This is a genomic window from Methanomassiliicoccales archaeon, assembly GCA_013415695.1.
GTDB lineage: Archaea > Thermoplasmatota > Thermoplasmata > Methanomassiliicoccales > JAAEEP01 > JAAEEP01.
Map to the genome: position 1 here is coordinate 26947 of JAAEEP010000001.1, position 20634 is coordinate 47580.

Below are 20634 nucleotides of genomic sequence, written 5' to 3' on the forward strand. Positions count from 1 at the left end.
AGAATATGGAATATTGTCGACCTTTTTCCTAAAACGGCAGGAAGATTTGTTTACCCCGAAGACTATTCCCATGCCTATGAGCTACCGCATCCCCTCCGAAGAAGTACTGGCTGATGCGATAAGTGCTGTCCTTCGAAAGCGCCCGATGGTGGGCTCGCAGCGAAAACTCACCCGCCTTGTTATCAGGGAGCTGAAAAGCATCGATGAAGATTATACGGCTAGCGAGGAGAGGATCAGGAGGGTGGCGATAGACAGCGGAGCTGCCAAGATAGATATCCACTGCAGAGAAGGCGAGGAGAAGAGCAGGTATAGCAGATGTCCAGTATGCGGTTCTAAAATGCGGCGGATCAGGAACGAAACCATTTTCGGAGGGACGGTTACCCTTGGATACAAATGCACCCGATGCCCTTACTGGACGGGGCTGAAGCGCAGGGTTCCCGTGAGATATGTGTTCTATGGAGATGGTTACAAAAAGGTGGCGGAATACGAGAATACCGCCAAGATTGATGATTAAAGCTATTTCGCCCTCAATGCACCTCTTTTAAGAAGACAATCCCAGTTGTTAAATACAACGGCCAGGAATCTAATGTGCATGTGTGAATCAACAGTCTACCTCGATGAGGAAGGGGAGGTGACCGAGGTGATGCAGGACGTCACCCGGATAGTGATGGAGGGTTCCTCGGTCAGACTTACCAACATCATCGGTGAGCAGATTGTTCTGGAGAACATTCGCTTTAAGGAGGCAAACCTCCTGAGCCATGGCCTCGTTTTCGAGCGTGTGTAGATGGCTCTCAAGATCGCGGTATCTGGAAAAGGTGGGGTGGGTAAGACCACCGTTGCAGGGATCCTGGCGAGACTCATCGGTCGAGAAGGGAAGGACATTCTGGTCCTGGATGCGGATCCAGCATCGAACCTGGCCAGTGCTATTGGCATTCCCAACAGCGTGAGCTCCCAAATCACTCCTCTCTCCAAGATGCTAGATATGATCGAGGAGAGAACGGGTGTAAAGCCAGGCTCTGGATATGGAGGGATGTTCAAGATGAACCCAAAGGTGGATGACCTCGCTGAGAAATTCGCAATCGAGGGCAAGGACGGGGTTCAACTCCTTGTGTTAGGAACCATAAAGACCGGTGGTGAGGGTTGTTTCTGCCCTGAGAGCGCCCTCCTCAAGAGCCTCTTGAAACACCTTGTCCTGGAGGAGAATCAATATCTCATAATGGATATGGAGGCAGGGCTGGAGCATCTTGGAAGGGGAAGCTCCAAACACATGGATGTAATGATAATCGTGGTGGAGCCCGGAATGCGATCAGTGGATATCGCGGTCACCATCAAAGGTCTTGCCAAGGAGATAGGCATCAAGAATGTCCTGGCAGTCATCAATAAGGTTCACTCAAAGGAAGCATCAATCATAGTGAAGGAGCGACTCAGGGACAATGACATCCAGGTACTAGCAGTCATACCATTCAACACTGTGTTGGTGGAGGCTGATCTGAGAGGCATATCCCCCATGGATATCGAAGGAGCAGAGGATGTGGTCGCGGAGATATCGAAGATGCGAGGGACATTGGAGTCCCTTGAGGATTAAGCCTACCTGTTCAGAACACGCCTAGCCAAGAACCATCCTAGTAGGAGAAATGCTCCAGCAAAGACAACCAATCCCAGGATATCTACGGGCAGATCGTAGATGGGTTGAGGATCCTCAAACACCAGTTGCCGAATTCCATCCGCAGCCCAAGTAATTGGGTTCAGATTTGCCACGCTCCTCAACCAGTCGGGCATGAACGAGGTCGGGAAAAGTGCGGCTGACGCGAACATGATGGGCAGGTTGAGTAGATTTATCACGCCGATCAGAGTCTCCTGATTCTCGATGGTTAGAGCGATCGTGGTGAAGATGGCGGCGAACCCCAATGCGAGCAGAGCCAGTATCACGACCATCAATAGCAGTTCGATGATTCCAAAGCCAGAACCAAGTTCGAGCCCCACCAAACCGGGTATGAATGCAAAAGCCAAGGCGATTATGAAGATGATTAGCGACTGAATGAGCGCTCTTGTCACCGAAGACAGAACCCTTGACATTGGTATAATACCCCTCGGGATCGGGGCCACCTGAAGCTTGGTCAGGAAGCCGAACCTCCTATCCCATACCACAGACATACCGCTGAACATGCAGGTGAAGAGAACCATGACGCACAGCATGCCTATGGCCATGAACGAGAAGTAGTTGGGTGCGCCGGCAAAGAGATTCTGGACCATATCGGGAGGGATGCCCGGCCCCATCGCCAGCTCCTCCAACCTAAACGCTTGTCCGAACAGACCTAACCATACCAGAGGCATCATCATCGTCATGAAGACCTGTACCTTGACCCGATACCAGTGCTTTAGCTCCCTGACCGTCAAGGCCATGGTTTCTCTGAGCATCTCAGCGCCTCCTCCGAGACTGCATAGCTCTGGCCATTCTTTGACCGCGGTCCTGTACTGATGACTGCATGGCATCTCTTAGGGATCGGCCAGTGTACTCCATGAAGACCTGGTCCAGGTTGGGCTGGCTAATGTTCACGGACTTGACGGCCACTCCTTGATCCCATAGAATCTTGAGTACGCTGGGAGCCACGTTCTCTCCGCTTGTCACCTTTATCCTGTATTTCCCTTCCGAAAATTGGACCTCGATGACGCCCTCAAGACCAGAGATTGAGTCGGAGCCATCGACCTCGCTCTCGACACTGACCTCTATGACGTCACCACCCAGACTTGCCTTGAGTTGTCTAGGAGAATCCAGGGCCACGATCTTCCCGTGATCGATGATCGCTATCCGGTCGCAAAGGGAGTCCGCTTCCTCAAGATAGTGGGTGGTGAGGAAGATAGTCGTGTTGTGCTTTTTCTTTAGGTCCATGATGTGTTCCCACATAGCTGCTCGGGTCTGGACATCGAGCCCTAGTGTAGGTTCGTCCAGGAAGAGGACCTTGGGGTGATGTACCAATCCTTCTGCAAGTTCTAATCTCTTCCTCATCCCACCAGAGTAGGTCTTCACCATTCTATCCTCGGCGTCTGTAAGACCCACCAGGTCAAGGAGGCCTTCAACCCTCTTGATGAGTTCCTCTTTGGGAACCTTATAGAGATCGCCCTGGAGGATCATGTTTTCCCTCCCAGTGAGATCGTCGTCAACGGTGAGGTCCTGAGGTACAAGACCGATCACATTGCGGACATCGTGGGCTTCCTTCACTATGTCATGCCCTACCACCTTTGCGTTGCCAGAAGTTGGTTTGATCAAGGTCGTAAGCATGGAGATTGTTGTGGTCTTGCCCGCCCCGTTGGGCCCCAGGAAACCGAATATCTCGCCCTCATTCACTTCGAAGGAGATGTCATCGACCGCCCTTACGGAGCCGTTGTAGACCTTCACAAGATTCTTCACCTGGACTATTGCGACCATTTGACAATCTCCTTTAGGGGTGATGCGAAGGGAGAGTTTGCTTATAAGATTTTTCAGAGTGGGAATAAGCGAAAAGATAATTCCAATGAATGCTTAACGAAAACACACAAGCTTTATGGATGAGAACACCATTGAGCGAAAAGGTTGAAACATGAGGCTCTGGGACTTCGGTAGACTTCAGGGTAACAAGGTCAAGATCAGCGATAAGCTAGGGGGACCCCTGGGGCTGGTCGATGGAAGCCAGGTGTTCAGCACAGTTTTCAGGTACTCTTACAACGGATCGAAGAGTTATGAGATAGTATTATCCACATTCGGACCAGAGAACTATCGAACGATCTGCCAGGCTACATTCTACATGCTGGACGCCCCTGGAGCATGTGCCTCCATATCAAGATTCCTTGGAGAAAGGAACATCGACATACTTAACTCGGTATCGTTGAGCATGATCTCTGATGTCTGCATGGTATGGAAGATGCTTGTCGACCTCTCATATTACGGCGATGAGGAGGACCTCAAGGCCGAGTTCGAAAGATTGAAGGTGGAGGGCATTCCTCAACTCGAGAAGGTTGACGCCTTAGAGATAGAACCCTCTCGCATTTCTGACAGGTACACCAAGGGAGTCGCGCCTGCGAGCTCCTCAGTAAGAACGAAGGTGGTGCGCAAACTGACCAAGACCCCTTCGAGAATAAAGGACGGGTGGTACGAGATACCTCAAGACCATCTGGAGATGTTCGATGACCTTCGTGAAAACCAACCCCTGATGATGGTGGGCGATACGGATTCGTGGGTACTTTCAATTACATTTCTCAAGCCAGAGACCGAACTTGTCGAGATCGGTTTCGTTATACCGGACAGGCCAGGAGCCATTAATGAGATCACTGAGGAGTTGGCCAGACTTAATATCAATCTGGTTTCGGTGTATACCAAGGTGCTGGTCTACTACGAAAGAATGACGCTAGTGGTCGTCTCTGACATTAGTCGATGCCCCATGGAACTAGAGGATCTGAAGTCTTCCCTAGAGAGCTACATCTCCTCCCTGAGGGGCAGTTATGAACTCTCCTCCTTCGCAAAGATCGACTTCTAATATGAACTTCATAGACGATACTTCGCCATGTTAATTATTATTTATCGTCAAATGACGATTCCTGTTCTGTCAATTAGCACACCTGAAAATGTAAAAGTCATGCCTGGCAGGTTGAAATAAACCCTATGGGTAGGCCAGCTTTCAAGTTATTGGGCAGTTCATAGTATAATTCATACGAAGTTTCTATTAAATTTTCATGTTGCTTGAACAAGCATAATAATTCGAATACCTTTTTCGGAACCTACCAATCTTCGACAAAGAACGAGAGAGTTTAAGTATTACTCGCTCGATAGTCCTAAACGTGTTAAGTATTAACACACGTAAACATATTGCAGGCGAATCCCCATGAATGACGATGCCCCTGCCCCCGTTGATGAAGCACCCTTGCGAGAAGATCGGGTTTATTGGATTGATCCAGCTTACGGTAGGCAATCATGGTGTTTCGCCATTATAGATGGTGTCTTAGGGCCATTTGCTCATGTTTCCGATCGTGAAGTGTATATTTGGTGTGTATGAGGTATTCCCATGGAGGCTGAAGAGAAAGTTCGAACGAAGGATTTGGTGGGTAAAACCTGCGAGGAGAAGAGCTGTGATGAAGCGACCCAATCCGGATTGGCCATAGCCAAAGAGAAGGCCATAGAGACGGCATGGGACAGATTCGAGGAGATGCTCCCTCAGTGTGGTTTTGGGGAGCTTGGTATTTGTTGCCGCAACTGCCTGCAGGGTCCTTGCAGAATAGACCCCTTCGGAGGAAAGCCAGATAAAGGTATCTGCGGGGCGAGGGATTACACCATCGTTGCCAGGAATGTCATAAGGATGATTGCGGGGGGTGCAGCCGCTCACTCTGGTCACGGAAAGCACATAGCGGAGACCGTGGTCAAGATGCTGGAAGGAAGGGCACCAGCCTATAAGATCAAGGATGAGGAGAAGCTGATCAAGGTTGCCAAGAGGCTGGGAGTCGATACCGAAGGTAAGGATATCAACGATCTGGCATGGAAAGTGGTGGATCTTGCCCTTGAGGACTTTGGCCGGTACAAGCATGAGTACACCAAGTACACAATTTCAACTATCACAGAGGAAAGGATCAACCTTTGGAAGAGGTTGGGGGTAATGCCTGTGAATATTGAGCAGGCAATCAGCGACGTCATGCACCGCACGACCATGGGTTGCGATGCGGATCCCGTCCCAGTGCTTTTCGGGGGGATAAGGTGTGCGATAGCCGACCTGACAGGCGAGCAAATCTCAACGGACCTTTCAGACATTCTGTTCGGTACTCCCAGATTGGTGAAGACCTATGCAAATCTCGGTTGTTTAGACGCCAAGAAGATCAACATAGCCATCCATGGACACAACCCCGTTCTCAGCGATGTTCTCGTGGACGTCGCCAGAGAAATGGAAGATGAGGCAGTCAAATCTGGAGCCGAGGGGATCAACATAGTGGGGATCTGCTGCACTGGTAACGAGACCTTGATGAGAAAGGGAGTCCCCATGGCCTCCAACTTCGCTTCCCAGGAGCTGGTCCTTGCCACTGGAGTCGTCGATCTTATCGTTGCGGATTATCAGTGCATCATGCCATCATTATCGGAAATATGCTCCTGCATGCCCACCAGCGTGGTTACCACCATGTCCAACGTTCGCCTCCCTTACGACACGCACGTCCAGTTCCGGGAGGAGGATGCGGAGGTCAGCGCAAAGGCCATCATTAGACAGGCGATTAAAGCCTTCAAGGGAAGGGATCACAAACAGGTCAGCATACCGGATACAAAGAACGAGGTCATTGCCGGATTCAGCCTGGAGCAGATTGAAGAGCTATGCGGGAAATTCGATGAGGACGACCCACTGATGCACATCGTGGGCAAGATTAAAGATGGTACGATCAGAGGCATATGCCTGATGGCAGGATGCAACAACCAGACCGTGCAGCATGACTTTAACCATATCACAATCGCTGAGGAGCTTCTCAAGAACGATGTGTTGCTGATCGCCACCGGTTGTTCGGCCTCGGCATTCGCCAAGCGTGGACTGATGTCCTCTGATGCAACGGAAAGATACGCTGGTGAGGGGTTGAAATCCTTCATCAAGGAGCTTGGCGGGGCCAATGGAGTGGACCTTCCCCCAATCTGGCACATGGGATCCTGCGTTGACAACAGCAGAGCAGCAAATTTCGCAACCCAGCTGGCAAAGAGGCTTGGGGTGGACGTCCACGAGATCCCCTTCTCAGCATCCGCTCCTGAGGCTAACCACGAGAAGGCTGTGGCTATCGGTACATGGGCCGTGGCCATGGGATTGCCCGTTCATGTCGGGACCATCAATTACATCTACGGCTCATCGCTGGTCACCGAGGTTCTTGAGAACACCGCAAGGGATGTCTACGGAGGGTATTTCATCTTCGAGAGGAACCCCAAGAAAGCAGCGAAGAAGCTGCTCAACGTCCTCGAGTACAGAAGATGGATACTGGGCTTGGAGAACCACTACGTGAGGGAGACGAGACCCAAGATATCTCAGGAAAGGTTGTACGAGATGGCAATCGAGGGCGCCATCATTGCCGCGGGATATGCAGACCAACTGCTTGGCACGGCCATCGAGAAGTACGGTTACGATCAGGTCATCGAATACCCGGCCACCGGGTACGAGCTTCCTTCAATATATGCATGGGATGGAAGGGATGTTGGCACCCTGGGGGATCTGCCCGGAGCTCTAGGAGACGTTCGCAGCAAGGTGAAGAATGAGCCGTCATTCGAGAATGCGCTCATTGCTGGTGAGGTCACCATGATCTCTGCCGAGATCGTCGAGGCGCTCAAGTATATCGAGTCTGCCAATCCCTACGAGGGAACGCCATATTGCGGCTTCGTACCTGATCGCGTTCTCAGGGAGCTGGGAATAGCCTTTGTGGATGATACAATCCCGGGAGCTGCCGTGCTGGTAGGGACTGCCGAGGACCCAAAGGAACTGGTGAAAGTAGTTAGGGATTGTCAAAACAAGGGAATGCTGATAATCGCGACCTTCGACATCATCAGGCAGCTGAGGGACGAGAATATCCAGATGGGACTGGACATAATGCTTTACCCCGTTGGAGAGTTCACTCAGGCCATACACGGATTGAACTTCGCTATTAGGGCGGCACTATCCTTCGGCGGAGTGCAAAGAGGCGACAGAGAGAGGCTATATAAATACCTGTCAAAGAGGCCAAAGGTATTCGTGCTCCAGATGGGTCCCATGGACCACATCAAAGTTGCGGCGGAGTTCGCGGTGCTATTCAATGGTTCTCCCACTATCACCGACCAGGACATCGAGGAGATACCCGATAAGTTCGTGGTCGAAAAGGACTATGGGAAGCTCATCCAGAAGGCCATAGAGGTCAGAGACATTAAGGTCAAACTGTCCCCTGTTGACATTCCCGTAGCCTATGGACCTGCCTTCGAAGGCGAGACCGTTCGCCGACCCCAGACATATGTGGAGGCCGGAGGAGCGGCCAAGACATTGGCTTTCGAGCTGCTCAAGCTCCGCCCAGAAAGTGATGTGGAGGATGGACGAATCACCGTGATTGGGAAGGATGTCGATGAGATGGAAGAGGGATCCTCTACTCCGCTAGGCATTTTCGTGGAAGTCTACGGAAAGAAGATGCAGGAGGATTTCGAGTCAGTACTCGAGAGAAGGATCCATCAGTTCATCAATTTCGGAGAGGGTTGCTGGCACACGGGCCAGCGTAATATACTCTGGATAAGATTGAGCAAGAGTTCGGTGGCAGCTGGACTGAGGTTCAAGCATTTTGGTGATATCCTTATCACAAAGATCAAGGAGGATTTCGGTAACATCGTCTCCAGGGTGCAGGTGACCATAATCACCGAAGAGGAAGAGCTCAAGAAGAGACTCCCAGAGGCCTTGGAGACCTTCGAAGCTAGAGATGCCAGGATAGCGGGGCTTGTCGACGAATCGGTGGACATATTCTACACTTGCACGCTTTGTCAGAGCTTCGCTCCAGATCACGTCTGTGTGGTGACCCCTGAGAGGTTAGGATTATGCGGAGCCATAAACTGGATGGACGCCAAGGCCAGCAATGAGATCACTCCGACAGGGCCCAATCAGCCTATCATCAAGGGAGAGGTCATCGATGCGGAAAGGGGTCAGTGGAAGGGGGTCAACGATGCAGTGTTCGAGTTCTCCCACCACAAGCTCTCGGTGTTCAACGCCTACACCATGATGGAAGAGCCCATGACCTCCTGTGGTTGTTTCGAGTGCATAGTGGGCATGACGGCCGATATGCAGGGAGTCATAATCGTCAATAGGGAGTTCCCCGGAATGACCCCCATCGGAATGAAGTTCTCCACCCTCGCAGGTTCTGTTGGTGGAGGCAAGCAGACCCCAGGATTCATAGGGGTTGGAAGGAAATATATTACGAGCAAGAAGTTCATACCCGCGGATGGAGGCTTCTTCAGGATAGCCTGGATGCCCAAGGAACTCAAGGAGTCCCTCTTGAACGAACTCAAGGCCAGGGCGGAGGAGCTGGGAGCCCCAGACTTCGTAGACAAGATCGCGGACGAGACAATCTGTACGGATGCCGAGGGGCTCATGGAGTGGATGATGAAGGTAGATCACCCAGCACTCCAGATGCTTCCCCTCATCTCCTGAAAATCCTAAGGAGGATAGTTGATGGTAGTGCCCATACCCAAAGAGAAATGGTCAGGTAAAATCGGTGAGGTCAGGCTAGGCGCCACCGCCGAAGACGGAGGAAATAGGGAAAAGAACGCCATAGTGGGAGGGCAGACAGGGATGCCCTTCCTATCGTATGAGAATGAATATCCGAACCGCCCTGCTCTTGCAGGGGAGGTCGTCGACTCTCTCGAGCAATTCCCAGAGCTGGCGGTACAGGAGTTCGGAGATGCCGCGAAAGATCCAGTGGAGTGGGCAAAGAGATGGGTCGAGGAATACGGTGTGGACCTGATCTGTCTTCGACTTATCTCTACGAACCCCGAGGAAGAAGATACTTCGTCGGAGGAGGCGGCTCAACTCGTCAAGAGGATGCTTGAATCAGTACCGGTTCCTCTAGTAATCTATGGATGCGGCCATGAGGAGAAGGACGCCAAGACCATGGAATTGGTGAGCAACATCGGTGCTGGAGAGAGGTTGCTGTTGGGGCACGCCGAGGAGGATGCTTACAAATCCATATCCGCTGCGAGCATGGCCAATGGACACTCTATCATTGGCTTCTCGAATCTTGACATCAATCTGGCAAAGCAAATCAATATTCTACTCACTGATTTCGGCGTGAAGCTGGATGATATCGTAGCCGATCCATTGATGGCCGCACTGGGCATGGGTCTGGAGTATTCTTACTCCGTTAATGAGAGGATCCGATTGGCAGCCCTCATGGGCGATAACATGCTTCAGATCCCGATGATATGCGACGCCTCAGTGGCTTGGGAGGCAAGGGAAGCCACGGACGATAACCCAGCGTACGGGGATGTCAATGAAAGAGCGCTCTGGTGGGAGATCACCACTGGATTGGCAGCACTCATATCAGGCGCGGATATCCTCATATTGCGAAATCCAAGAGCGGTGGGGGTTATCAACGAACTGGTCGCCGATCTCATGGGAGGTGACTGAATTGCCGACGGCTATAGAGATATTCAAGCTGTTGCCCAAGACCAATTGTGGCGAATGTGGGTTCCCCACTTGCCTCGCCTTCGCCATGCAACTTGCAAACCAGAAGGTGAAGCTGGATGAATGCCCATATGTCTCAGATAACGCCAAAGCTTCCCTGGAGGCATCGGCGGCCCCCCCTATCAGATTGATCAAGATCGGAACAGGGGATGGTACCGTAGAGATCGGGGACGAGACCGAGCTGTTCAGGCACGAGAAGAAGTTCTTCCACCCTGTGGCCTATGCGCTCTCGGTTTCAGACTCACTCTCCGAGGATGATGTCAAGGCCAAGGTCGAGAAGGCCAATGCTCTGCAGTTCGAGAGGGTTGGCCAGATGATGATCATGGACATGGTGGCAATCAGAAATGACTCCGGAGATGCGGCCAAATTCGCTTCGGCAGTGGAGATTGCCTCATCTGCGACAGAGAAGCCGCTAATTCTGCTCTCCAATGATGCTGGAGCCATGAGTGATGCCGCCTCGAAGGTGGCTTCCAGGAAGCCGTTGCTCCACTGCGCGACTCATGAGAACGCTGAGGATATGGCCGCGGTGGCCAAGGAACTTACATGCCCCCTTGTGGTGAAGAGTGAGAACGGTCTGGATGGCCTTGCAGATCTTGTAGTAACTGTCAAAGGCTGCGGTGTGGAGGACATGGTACTGGACTTTTCCCCCAAATCGCTGAAAGATCTGCTTGAGAAGAACACCATCATCAGGAAGCACTCGGTCAAGAAGACGTTCAGAGGGTTGGGTTATCCCACGATGGTGGACACCTCAGGAAGCGATAAGGCACTGGCTATGGGGCTCATCGCCACCATGAAGTATGGGAGCATCGTGGTCTTCGACGAGCTTGCTCCGGAGCATGCTCTACCTCTGTACGTACTGAGGCAGAATATATTCACGGATCCGCAAGTACCAATTCAGGTGAAGCCAGATATCTACCCCATAAACAACCCGGGTGAGGACGCCCCGCTGATGTTCACCACGAACTTCTCACTGACATACTTCACTGTGATGGGCGACATAGAGAAGAGTAAGGTTCCAGTGTGGCTACAGGTCGTAGATACCGAAGGACTCTCGGTGATGACAGCCTTTGCGGCAGGCAAGCTCACTCCTGAGACCGTGGCTAAGGCATTGAGCGATTCGGACGCATATCAGAAATCCAAGAACGGAAAGATCATCATACCTGGAATGGTCACCAGAATGAGCGGGAAGCTTGAGGAGCTCACAGATCTCAAGGTGGTTGTTGGTCCGAGGGAGTCGAGCGGAATTCCCAAGCTGTTGAAATCGCTTTGATCCGGATCAGCGAAGCAGCAGTGCGAGTTCCCTAACGGCTCGCAGAGCCTTGCTGGTGCTATCGAGTGAGGTGAGGGGCTCACCTACAATGGTGAGTTCCTCCACCTGCCTATCGATAGGGATGTAGATAACATCACTGAAGCCCGCGGATCCGATGGCCTCCTTCAACGCCGGGGGGATATCCTTTGGAGCCCTGTTGACAATGAGGATATTCTTCCTTATCTCAATGTCCATGTTGGATGCCAGATCCCTGAGTCTCGCCGCTGTTTCGATGCCGATCTTTGTTGCGTCAGAGATCAACACCAGGGCATCCATTCTCCTCGTCGTTCTCCGTGAGAGATGTTCCATTCCAGCCTCGTTGTCGATGACCACGAGGCTGTAATCCTCCATCAGCTCATCCATGAATGTCCGAAGGATATTGTTGATATAGCAGTAGCAGCCAGGACCCTCAGAACGGCCCATGGTCAGAAGGTCGAAGCTATCTCCTTCTTGAAGAGCAAGCCCAATGTGATAGCGCACGTATTCCTGCTTGCTCATGCTGGCTGGAATCTCATCGGCGTTCTCCAACATCTTCTCGCGAAGGCCACCGATGGTGGTCCCAACATCTACCCCCAGCTTCTGTCCGAGGTTGGAATTAGGATCCGCATCCACCGCAAGGATCACCTCTCCAGAACGCTCATGGAGAACTCTCACCAACAAGGAAGATATGGTGGACTTTCCAACACCGCCCTTTCCCGCAATAGCGATGACGTAAGACACTACTGGCCCTCCAGTTTGAAGTGTTCCCTGAGGCGCTCAGAGACTTCGACCAGAGTGTGGAGCACCTTTTCTGATGTGTGCTCGTCCATTCCTCCCAACCCGCACTGTGGGGTAATCATCGAGCGGGTAACTAGAAGATCCTCGTCAATCCCTTTGTTCACAAGCGATTGAATGCACTGGATTCCAATTTGTGTGAGTGAATCTACCGTTTCCTCCAAGAAGGCCTCTTCCAGATTAGGAATCAACCCCCATGCCAATGCGCCTCCGCTGCTGAGAAATGAATCCACCTCCTTGGGGTAAAGAGATATTGTGTACCCGTACTCGTAGGCGTCAAGAGAGAGGATATCAACCTCTGTAGACATGATCGTTGGCCAGTCGGTGTTACCGCAGCAGTGGGTGGCCACTGTTCCTCTCAAGCCTTCGGCGACCTCGTCTATCCATCGTATGGCATCTTCTGGCTTGATGCTTGCGAAAGGGGTGCCCATGAGCGAGAGGGAGGGCTCATCTATGAAGATGATGGTCCTTTCACACTTCTCCCGAAGTTTCTCCTCCTGCCACCTGGCCATCATGTTCAAGCCTTTCCTAATGATCTCACAGTATGCGTCATCATAAAGTGCTGAGCGACCATCCTGATCGAATATCTGGAGTCCAGTGCTCACGGGTCCAGTCACCTGGCCTTTCAATGCCATTACGCCATCGGGGAGGTCCCTTGATAGGAGTTCAAAGAATCCAGCGAAGTAATCCCTGTTGTATGTGAATGCTTCGACGTTCTCGTTGATAACGTCTATGTAGAATGATTCGGGGTCATATTCTCTGAGATCAACAACGACCTTCTTCCGCTCGGAATCCACATTTACCCCTGGCAATGGATAGGCGTATTGGGCGTACATGTTCTCTTTGAATCCCCTTGCCGGTAGCTGAGGCCAGAAAGGAACTGCCCTTATCTCCTTGAGAATCAGGTCTACTGCCCTGGCTGGGTCAGAATGCGGTAATGAGCCTATACAGGTAGGAGTGAAATTCCAGGTCACGAGCTGCAACATCCGAATCTCGTCCTTTAAACCTTTTTGGAACTTTTGAAGACGATACATCGTACCAAAACGATGACTGATGGAAAAGTATTAATTCTCTATAACACGAGCGATTCTCTACTTAAGAGGGGGATAGAGGGGAAAGGAAATGCCTAGGTGCCCGTTCTGTGGGACCTTCATCTTCAAGGATGATTGGTCCGGCAGATGTCCGTGTGGGGAAGAACTTCCCGACAACATAAGCGAATATACGAGGGAGCGTTGCCCATTTTGGGCAACGTTCCCTTACCCAGTCAGTCCATCGGACTCGATTAACCTCGAAGAATGGGTCAGTACAAATATACATTGAATTCATCGATTGGCTGGGTCTTTTTCTAAATTGTTCGGATCATTATGATGGATAAACAAGTTATTATCGTCAATTGCCGTGTAACCTCGTCGATAGTCGTACGATAATTATTTAATCGATGCGGAACAGAAAGTCAGGTTTGTATGCCGAGATGTCCATTCTGCAAGGAATTCTCATACGGTGAAACCGGACCGTATATCTGCGGTTGTGGAGAGGCCCTCCCGGAGATGGTGTATAACTACCGGAGGGAGCGCTGTATCTGTGGAAAAACCGTCGAGTTCCAACCGATGGAGTTCAATCTCAACCAGATGTTTCCAGCATCTTTCTGACATTCGGAAACTTGCTGATGTCAGTGTGGGGAAGGAACAGCGAGGATGAGAACTCATCGAAGAAAGCTTGTGTCGTGCTCAGCTCGAAGTAGGTCATCCTCTCGTGTACCATGCTGGCTTCCCTCCTCTTCGTCTCTGAAAGAAGGGTAAGCCTGGCCCCAGCGAGGGCTCCATTACCCAGGAACACGAACTTGTCTTCTGGGAGATCGGGGAGCAATCCTATCACAGTTGCCTTCCCGATGTCCAAGTAATTTCCAAACCCACCGGCCACGAAGACCTGGCTAAGATCCTCGAAGGCAAGATCAACGCTCTTGAGGAGAACGCTGGCTGCGGCATAGACCGCGGCCTTGGTTCGGATGATGTTCTGAATGTCGTTGTCGGTGATTATGATGTCTCCTCTTCTTCCATCTGGGCAATCCGGGCTTCCGCCGTCAACCGCGGTCTCTTCTGCCCAGGCCACCACGAACTCAGAGCCTTCATCCCCCATTCGAACTCGAGGATTGTTCAGGTCCTGTATGCGTCCCTTCTTGTCAACCACTCTGTTCTTGAACATCTCAGCGATCAGGTCGATAAGCCCCGACCCGCAGATGCCGATAGGCTTTCCGCCTCCGATAGTGGTGTACTCAATTTCGCCTTGTTTGAGCTGAATGGAATCGATGGCTCCCATCATAGCTCTCATCCCATGAGCTACTTCTCCGCCTTCGAAAGCAGGCCCTGCGCTGCAGGAGCAGGCGACCATCCAATCTCTGTTTCCAAGAACGATCTCACCATTAGTACCCACGTCTATGAGCAAAGAGGTCTCCAGTGAAGTATGAAGTTCAGAAGCCAGAACGTCAGCTATTATGTCCCCTCCCACATAACTAGCCCTTCCGGGTACGAAGTAAACTGGGGCTTGAGGGAGTATCTCGATTCCAACATCGCCAGCTCGCAAGATCGGTGGAAGGTTGGTCAAAGGTACGTAGGGATCGTAGCGGATTCCTCGAGGGTCCAAACCAAGGAGTAGGTGGATCATTGTGGTATTCCCCGCCACAGAAATTGAGGAAATATCGTCCCCGGTCAGGTTGCATTCTTCTCGAGCTTTGATATCAACCTGGATCTTACTTATGAGTGCGTTTATTGTGTCCAGCACAAGGCGTTGGGGCCTTTCCACACTGCGATCTTCGCAGAAAGCGATTCGAGAAAGCACGTCCTCTCCGCAGACGATCTGCTTGTTGTAATCTGACGCCTGAGACAGAACCTCGCCATTGCGCATATCGATCAGAGCTGCCACGACTGTGGTGGTTCCTACGTCCACCGCAAGACCAAGTTCTCTCAGGCACTCACCGGGTCTGATGTCAATGAGATTGTGCTCCCCTTCTAGAACAACGGAGACATTCCAATCGGAGGACCTTATCACGTCTGGCAGCTTTCTCAGTACCTTCAGCTGGGCATCCAGTTCTCCATGGGCCAGCCCTAAAGATCGCTCGATTCTCTCCAGATCTCCAAGGTTGTCATCGAGAGTCGGACGAGGCAGATCTAGGTACTTCCAGCTCACTAGAGGAGAGAGGTCTGAAAGCTCGGCCACATGGAATGTTGTAAGAATCTTATGCTCCCCTACCTGGGCTTCATGGGGTACGAACACTATCAGATCACTCCTCACCTTGCTCTGGCAGGCGAGGCGGTAGCCGTTCTCCCAATCAAGGGGATTGATTAAGGAGGTGTCAGGGGAATCCACCGCTCCTTCAACGATGACCCGACATCTGCCACACTTTCCCTCGCCTCCGCAGACTGCGTTTATTGAAACCCCAGCCTTAACGGCCGAATCTAGCAATGTGGTCCCCTCCTCTACCTCGACCGTGGAGTTCTTGGGGAAGAAAGTAACTGAGTATAACATCCGGTTAAAATATGGATTCCTGAATATTGAATGTTGCCATTCAATTGACCGCTATTGAACGAACTGATTGAGGAGACTATTTATTCTAATTTAGTGAGAAGAACTCATGAGATTGGTCTTTCGATTTCGCAGACTTGGTCAGATCCTTCTCTTCCCTCATCTTCTTTTTTAGCTCAAATTTATTATCAAAGTGGTAAATGACAGGAGAGTAACAAACATTAAGAGATATGCAATCTCAAAGCCAGTATGATATGTGGGTCAAGTGGACTTGAGCTATGGATTGAGAAAGACTGACACGATTTGGAGGGCAGATGTGTGAAGGTGCTCCTGGTAGGATACAATGGTGCCAATAACACTGGTTCAGAAGCAAGACTCCTTGAGATAATCAAGGATGTGCAGGAAATCATGGGTCAAGATGTTCACATCACGGTCCCCACCCTGAACGAGGTGAACCTGAGAAGGTACTTGGAGGAAAAACCCGGCCTCAGTATCGAACCAGTGTCTCCAATTTACTTCTTCGATCTAAGAAGATTGGTCAAAGAGAATGATCTCATCATGCTGGTTGAGGGTAGCTGTTACATGGATACCTGGACATCTGTCTTGCTATGGGCATTCCTCTCAGCGTCCAAGTATGCCCACTCGTACGGAAAACCCTCGATGGCATATGCAGTTGATGCCGGAGAGTTATCAAAGGGAAACGAGAAAAGGGTAAAGAGGGATGCTAGCAAGACCTCGATGATAATAACCCGAACCAATGCGGCCGCACAGAGATTGCGGGATTGGGGGGTTACGGCCCCCATCGAGGCGACGGCCGATACTGCATTCTCTTTTCTTGTCGACGAGACCCCAAAGGATTATATCCCCTCGATCTGGCCGGAGGGAGAGACCGGAGCTGTAGGCATGTCCGTGGTTAATTTCTATCTCTGGCCAGTGGTGCTAAGACCGTACGGAAGGCGCCGTTTATGCTATCGCTGGCCGTATTACTACTCATACTCAAGAAAAAGACAGGAATCCACTGAAGCGCTGGCCAAAGGTTTCGCCAAGGAGGCAGACAGGGTCGTGGAGAGGTACGACAAATCGATAGCGCTAATAGCCATGGAGGCTCTGGACGAGCCACTGGCATTGGATGTTCATCGAAAAATGAAGAACCCAAAGCGGGCAAGGGTGTTCTCCTCTAACGGGTATGATTCATCAGAAATGACCTTTCTCCTCCGCAACCTCGACATGCTCATAACCTCCAGGTATCACGCGAGCGTGCTCTCATTGGCTTCCGGCGTTCCTCAGATCGCGGTTGGGCACGACCTAAGACTTTGGGACCTTTTCGGAGATCTGGGCATAAGGGAAAAGAGGTTTATTGGGAAGGATTCACCCAATCTCTGGCAATGGGTTTCAGAGAACGTTGATCATCTGATCTCCGACCCAGAAGAGGATGTCAGGGTTCTCCTATCTGGGAACAGGGAGCACCTGGAGAGGGCTAGAAAGAACAAGGAATTGCTCAGGGAATTCGCCATGAAGCATGGAATGGCGGTAAAATCATGAGTACAATCCTTCTGACCGGAGCATCCGGTTTCGTTGGAACCTGGATCACACGTTGGATCCTAGAGAACACTGACCATGACTTGATCGTACCGATAAGAGGAGAAGATCAGGGCCAAGCAACCGCCAGGCTTCGAAGGGCATGGTGGGATTGGCCGAATCTGAGAGAACGGCTGGCATCGAGGATCGAGATCATTCCTGGCGACATAACCAAGCGGGATCTCGGACTCTCCCCTCAGTATCTTACTCGCGCGAAGGAAGCGGATCGAGTGATTCACTGTGCGGCGACTGTTTGGTTCGATTGTCCTAGGGAAGAGATGGAAAGCACCAATGTATTGGGGACAAGAAATGTCATCGATCTGGCTAGAAAGATCCACTCAAAAGGAGGTCTGGAAAGATTCTCCCATGTTTCCACGGCTTACGTCGCCGGTAAGAGGATGGGTGATATTCTTGAAAAGGATCTCGACGATTCCCTGGGATTCAACAATGACTACGAGTGGAGCAAATTCCGAGCTGAGCAGATGGTGCATGACATCAGAGAGGAATTCCCAGTCACCATATTCCGTCCAGGAATGATTGTTGGCGATACGAAGAAGGGGATGATCAAGAACTTCAACACATTGTACATACCACTCAGACTTTATCTCAGTGGAAAGTTGAGGATACTGCCCGTTCGCAAGGGGCTGAGGGTCAACATGGTACCCGTCGACTACGTGGCAGATTCCATCGCCAGGATGACCTTCGATGCCGGGGCAGAGGGGGAGACCCTGCACCTCACACCCCCCACAAGTTCAATGCCCACTGCCCTGGAGTTCATAGAGGCGGTCCGGGAATGGGGAGAAGAGACCATCCATGAAAAGATGCCCGAGCCTGTTTTCCTCCGCATTCCCATGATCGGATGGAGCAGAGCGATGGGTACCTATCGATCACTCACGCCCTACCTGAACGAGAGAAGATCCTTCTTGAGGGACACGGCAGACCGATTGCTTGGGGGATACGATATCGAATGGAGGCCACTCCTGGAAAGGATGTTGGAGTACGCTACCTACTACGGATTCTTCCACCGCTCCGAGAGAACGGTGCACGAGCAGATCGTTTTCAGGATTGGCAGCCAATCAAGACCGGTGAGTTACCAGGACATAGAGAAAGGCAAGCCTATCCCCCGGGATACCATGCATCTCCGTTCCGATATCTTCAGGTGTGCTTCCGCAATCCGCTCATTGGGGATCGCTCCCGGCGATAAAGTGGCAATGGTCGGACTCAACAGCACTAGATTCCTGGTAGTAGATGCCGGAGTAGGCCTTACAGGAGCGGTCAGTGTTCCCTTGTACTATACTTCCCCAGCATCTGAGATCCAGGAGTTGCTTGAAGATAGTGGTGCGAAAATGATATTCGTTGGGGCGCCTCACCTCCTGAAGCAGGTGAAGGACTATGCTGGAGAACGGGATGTAATTAGTTTCGATGAGAGCCAACCGCCTATTGGTGTGAAGCCCTGGGATGATTTTCTAGCCCTAGGTTCCGAAGATTCAGTATCCTGTTTCGCGGGTCCAGACGATATTGCCACCCTTCGCTATACATCTAGCACAACAGGGAGGCCAAAAGGAGTGGAATTCACCCACTCTCAGCTCAGGTGGATGGCGGAGGCTGTGGTGTCCCTTTACTCATACCGAGACAGGATCAAACCTCTTTCCTATCTCTCATTCCTACCCATGAACCATGTCGTAGAGGGTGTATTGGGAAACTACTCTCCGTACTATGTACCCGCCCCATTGGAAATCTCGTTCCTGAGAGATTTCCACGACATTTCGAAAGCGCTTCCCATGGTCAGGCCCAGGATTTTCTTCTCAGTGCCAAGATTCTACGAGAAGGTCTTGGAGAGATTCGAGGAAAGCCCTCACGCCAGCAAATTCGCAGCTTCCAAAGGAATAATCAGGCGAATCAGAAAGAGGATGATCAGGCGAGCGCTCCTGCAAAGGGCGGGACTCGACCGAAGCGAACATCTGATAGTGGGGTCGGCTCCCACGAGCCGGGAGATGCTTATGAATTTCAGGGATCTAGGAATCGAAGTTCACGATGCCTACGGTCTAACCGAGGCGCCATTGATCACCATAAACAGAGAGGGGGCTAACAAGATTGGAACGGTAGGGCAGCCCATGCCCGAAACAGAGTTGAGGATCTCAGATGAAGGAGAGATCCAAGTTAAAGGACCACAGGTCATGGCGGGCTACCACGGGGAAGCCAAGAACCCGTTCATTGATGGATGGCTCAGGACTGGAGATCAGGGTTCAATTGACGAGGAGGGATATCTGAGGGTGACAGGAAGGCTGAAGGAGATCATGGTCACTTCTTACGGAAAGAACATCCAGCCACTGAAGGTAGAGACTATGCTGAAGTCGGTCTCTGGGGTTCGGGAAGCCCTTGTCATCGCCGATTCTAGACCGTTCTGCACTGCCCTTCTCTTTGTTGAGAATGCACCCGATGAGAAACTGAACTCGGAGATCGATGATCAGGTCAGAAGTATCAATACGAACCTCTCGCATCCTGAGAAGATCGTCAGATGGTCGATCCTGCCTTTCGACCTGTCTATAGACAACGGGGAGCTGACTGCCAATCTAAAGATGAAGAGGTCGGTCGTCGAGGAGAAATACAAGAACATCGTGAACTCCCTCTATTCTGGTGAGCCTGTTGGGAACATCCATGTGGGAGAAGCAGGTGGGATTGGATGATGCTGAGGTTGCTCTCCCTCTACGCTCCCAAACGAATTCTGTTGAGAGAGCTTAGGAAGGTGAGTGAGGCGACCTTAGGGGCTCTTGATTCCCTTGTCAAGGAAAATTGCCCTAATACGGCGGTCGAAGATCTTGAGACTTCGGGGATAGGACTCGAGTCCTTGAGAGAACAGATGGCGATCTTGCACGAGCAAAGGGTGAGCGAACTTTGCCACTGCATTGGGGAAGATGAGGGGGTGGCTCTTGGCAGGAGAGCCCTTTATCAGGTAGGGATTGGCCTTGGCGAAAAGGCGAGAAAACGACTTGGAGTGGGAGACTCTCTGAAAGACACTCTGCTAGCGGCAAGAATCATGTACAAGGTACTAGGCATAGAGTTCACCTTCAGACCCGAGGGGGATGGAGGTACCCTTTTTGTCAAGAGATGCGCACTATCGGACCATTACTCGGGACGCACTTGCCGTGTGCTAAGCGCAGCTGATGAGGGCGTGCTGAGAGGACTGAACCCACTATTGACCATGAGGTTTATGGAGACCATTCCAGATGGTGCAGAGGGATGCAAGGCAAAGATTATTATCGATGACTTGAGGTAATTGTG

The 20634-nt window shown here is 51.4% G+C and carries 16 protein-coding genes and 1 pseudogene; 12 read left to right on the top strand and 5 right to left on the bottom strand.

Annotated elements, in window-relative coordinates; translation table 11 throughout:
- Positions 1-76: 76 nt before the first annotated feature.
- From GKC03_00165 to GKC03_00175, 3 genes are all read left to right on the top strand, one after another.
- Positions 77-514, top strand: coding sequence for a hypothetical protein (locus tag GKC03_00165; protein ID NYT10948.1), 438 nt, complete (start codon positions 77-79; stop codon positions 512-514).
- Between the two features lie 78 nt (positions 515-592).
- Positions 593-784, top strand: coding sequence for a CooT family nickel-binding protein (locus tag GKC03_00170; protein ID NYT10949.1), 192 nt, complete (start codon positions 593-595; stop codon positions 782-784).
- A complete protein-coding gene (locus GKC03_00175; GenBank protein NYT10950.1) occupies positions 785-1585 on the top strand; it encodes an AAA family ATPase in 801 nt (266 codons plus the stop codon).
- A 2-nt stretch (positions 1586-1587) separates the two neighbouring features.
- Here the strand turns inward: GKC03_00175 and GKC03_00180 are convergent, their stop codons facing one another.
- Complete coding sequence (locus GKC03_00180; GenBank protein ID NYT10951.1) at positions 1588-2418, bottom strand: ABC transporter permease; 831 nt, start codon at positions 2416-2418, stop codon at positions 1588-1590.
- A 1-nt stretch (position 2419) separates the two neighbouring features.
- Complete coding sequence (locus GKC03_00185) at positions 2420-3427, bottom strand: ATP-binding cassette domain-containing protein (GenBank protein NYT10952.1); 1008 nt, start codon at positions 3425-3427, stop codon at positions 2420-2422.
- A 151-nt stretch (positions 3428-3578) separates the two neighbouring features.
- Here GKC03_00185 and GKC03_00190 point away from each other — a divergent pair, with 151 nt between their 5' ends.
- The 5 genes and pseudogenes from GKC03_00190 (at position 3579) to GKC03_00210 (ending at position 11442) form a co-directional block, all read left to right on the top strand.
- On the top strand, positions 3579-4511 hold the full coding sequence (locus GKC03_00190) for an ACT domain-containing protein (protein ID NYT10953.1): 933 nt from the start codon (positions 3579-3581) through the stop codon (positions 4509-4511).
- Between the two features lie 525 nt (positions 4512-5036).
- Positions 5037-6974, top strand: a pseudogene (gene cooS, locus GKC03_00195) (anaerobic carbon-monoxide dehydrogenase catalytic subunit).
- A 57-nt stretch (positions 6975-7031) separates the two neighbouring features.
- Positions 7032-9140 (top strand): CO dehydrogenase/CO-methylating acetyl-CoA synthase complex subunit beta, encoded by a 2109-nt coding sequence (gene cdhC, locus GKC03_00200; GenBank protein ID NYT10954.1) that lies wholly within the window; start codon positions 7032-7034, stop codon positions 9138-9140.
- 21 nt (positions 9141-9161) lie between these two features.
- Positions 9162-10115 carry an acetyl-CoA decarbonylase/synthase complex subunit delta gene (locus tag GKC03_00205; GenBank protein ID NYT10955.1) on the top strand — a complete coding sequence of 318 codons (954 nt, stop codon included), beginning with the start codon at positions 9162-9164 and terminating at the stop codon, positions 10113-10115.
- A gap of 1 nt (position 10116) precedes the next feature.
- Positions 10117-11442 carry an acetyl-CoA decarbonylase/synthase complex subunit gamma gene (locus GKC03_00210; protein ID NYT10956.1) on the top strand — a complete coding sequence of 442 codons (1326 nt, stop codon included), beginning with the start codon at positions 10117-10119 and terminating at the stop codon, positions 11440-11442.
- Positions 11443-11448: 6 nt separating this feature from the next.
- Here GKC03_00210 and GKC03_00215 read toward each other — a convergent pair whose 3' ends face one another.
- A complete protein-coding gene (locus tag GKC03_00215; protein NYT10957.1) occupies positions 11449-12201 on the bottom strand; it encodes an AAA family ATPase in 753 nt (250 codons plus the stop codon).
- Positions 12201-13229, bottom strand: a complete 1029-nt coding sequence (locus tag GKC03_00220) for a hypothetical protein (protein ID NYT10958.1) — start codon at positions 13227-13229, stop codon at positions 12201-12203. The genes GKC03_00215 and GKC03_00220 overlap by 1 nt, the downstream gene beginning before the upstream one ends.
- 489 nt (positions 13230-13718) lie before the next feature.
- On the opposite strand from GKC03_00220, the gene GKC03_00225 reads away from it, so the two are divergent.
- A complete protein-coding gene (locus GKC03_00225; GenBank protein ID NYT10959.1) occupies positions 13719-13904 on the top strand; it encodes a hypothetical protein in 186 nt (61 codons plus the stop codon).
- Here the strand turns inward: GKC03_00225 and GKC03_00230 are convergent.
- A complete protein-coding gene (locus GKC03_00230; protein ID NYT10960.1) occupies positions 13876-15777 on the bottom strand; it encodes a DUF4445 domain-containing protein in 1902 nt (633 codons plus the stop codon). The genes GKC03_00225 and GKC03_00230 overlap by 29 nt on opposite strands.
- 300 nt (positions 15778-16077) lie before the next feature.
- On the opposite strand from GKC03_00230, the gene GKC03_00235 reads away from it, so the two are divergent.
- Genes GKC03_00235 through GKC03_00245 form a run of 3 tightly spaced genes read left to right on the top strand, consistent with a single transcriptional unit; the run spans position 16078 to position 20629 of the window.
- Complete coding sequence (locus GKC03_00235) at positions 16078-17316, top strand: polysaccharide pyruvyl transferase family protein (protein NYT10961.1); 1239 nt, start codon at positions 16078-16080, stop codon at positions 17314-17316.
- Positions 17313-20039 carry an AMP-binding protein gene (locus tag GKC03_00240; protein NYT10962.1) on the top strand — a complete coding sequence of 909 codons (2727 nt, stop codon included), beginning with the start codon at positions 17313-17315 and terminating at the stop codon, positions 20037-20039. Before GKC03_00235 ends, GKC03_00240 begins: the two co-directional genes overlap by 4 nt.
- Complete coding sequence (locus tag GKC03_00245; GenBank protein NYT10963.1) at positions 20036-20629, top strand: L-2-amino-thiazoline-4-carboxylic acid hydrolase; 594 nt, start codon at positions 20036-20038, stop codon at positions 20627-20629. The genes GKC03_00240 and GKC03_00245 overlap by 4 nt, the downstream gene beginning before the upstream one ends.
- Positions 20630-20634 lie beyond the last annotated feature (5 nt).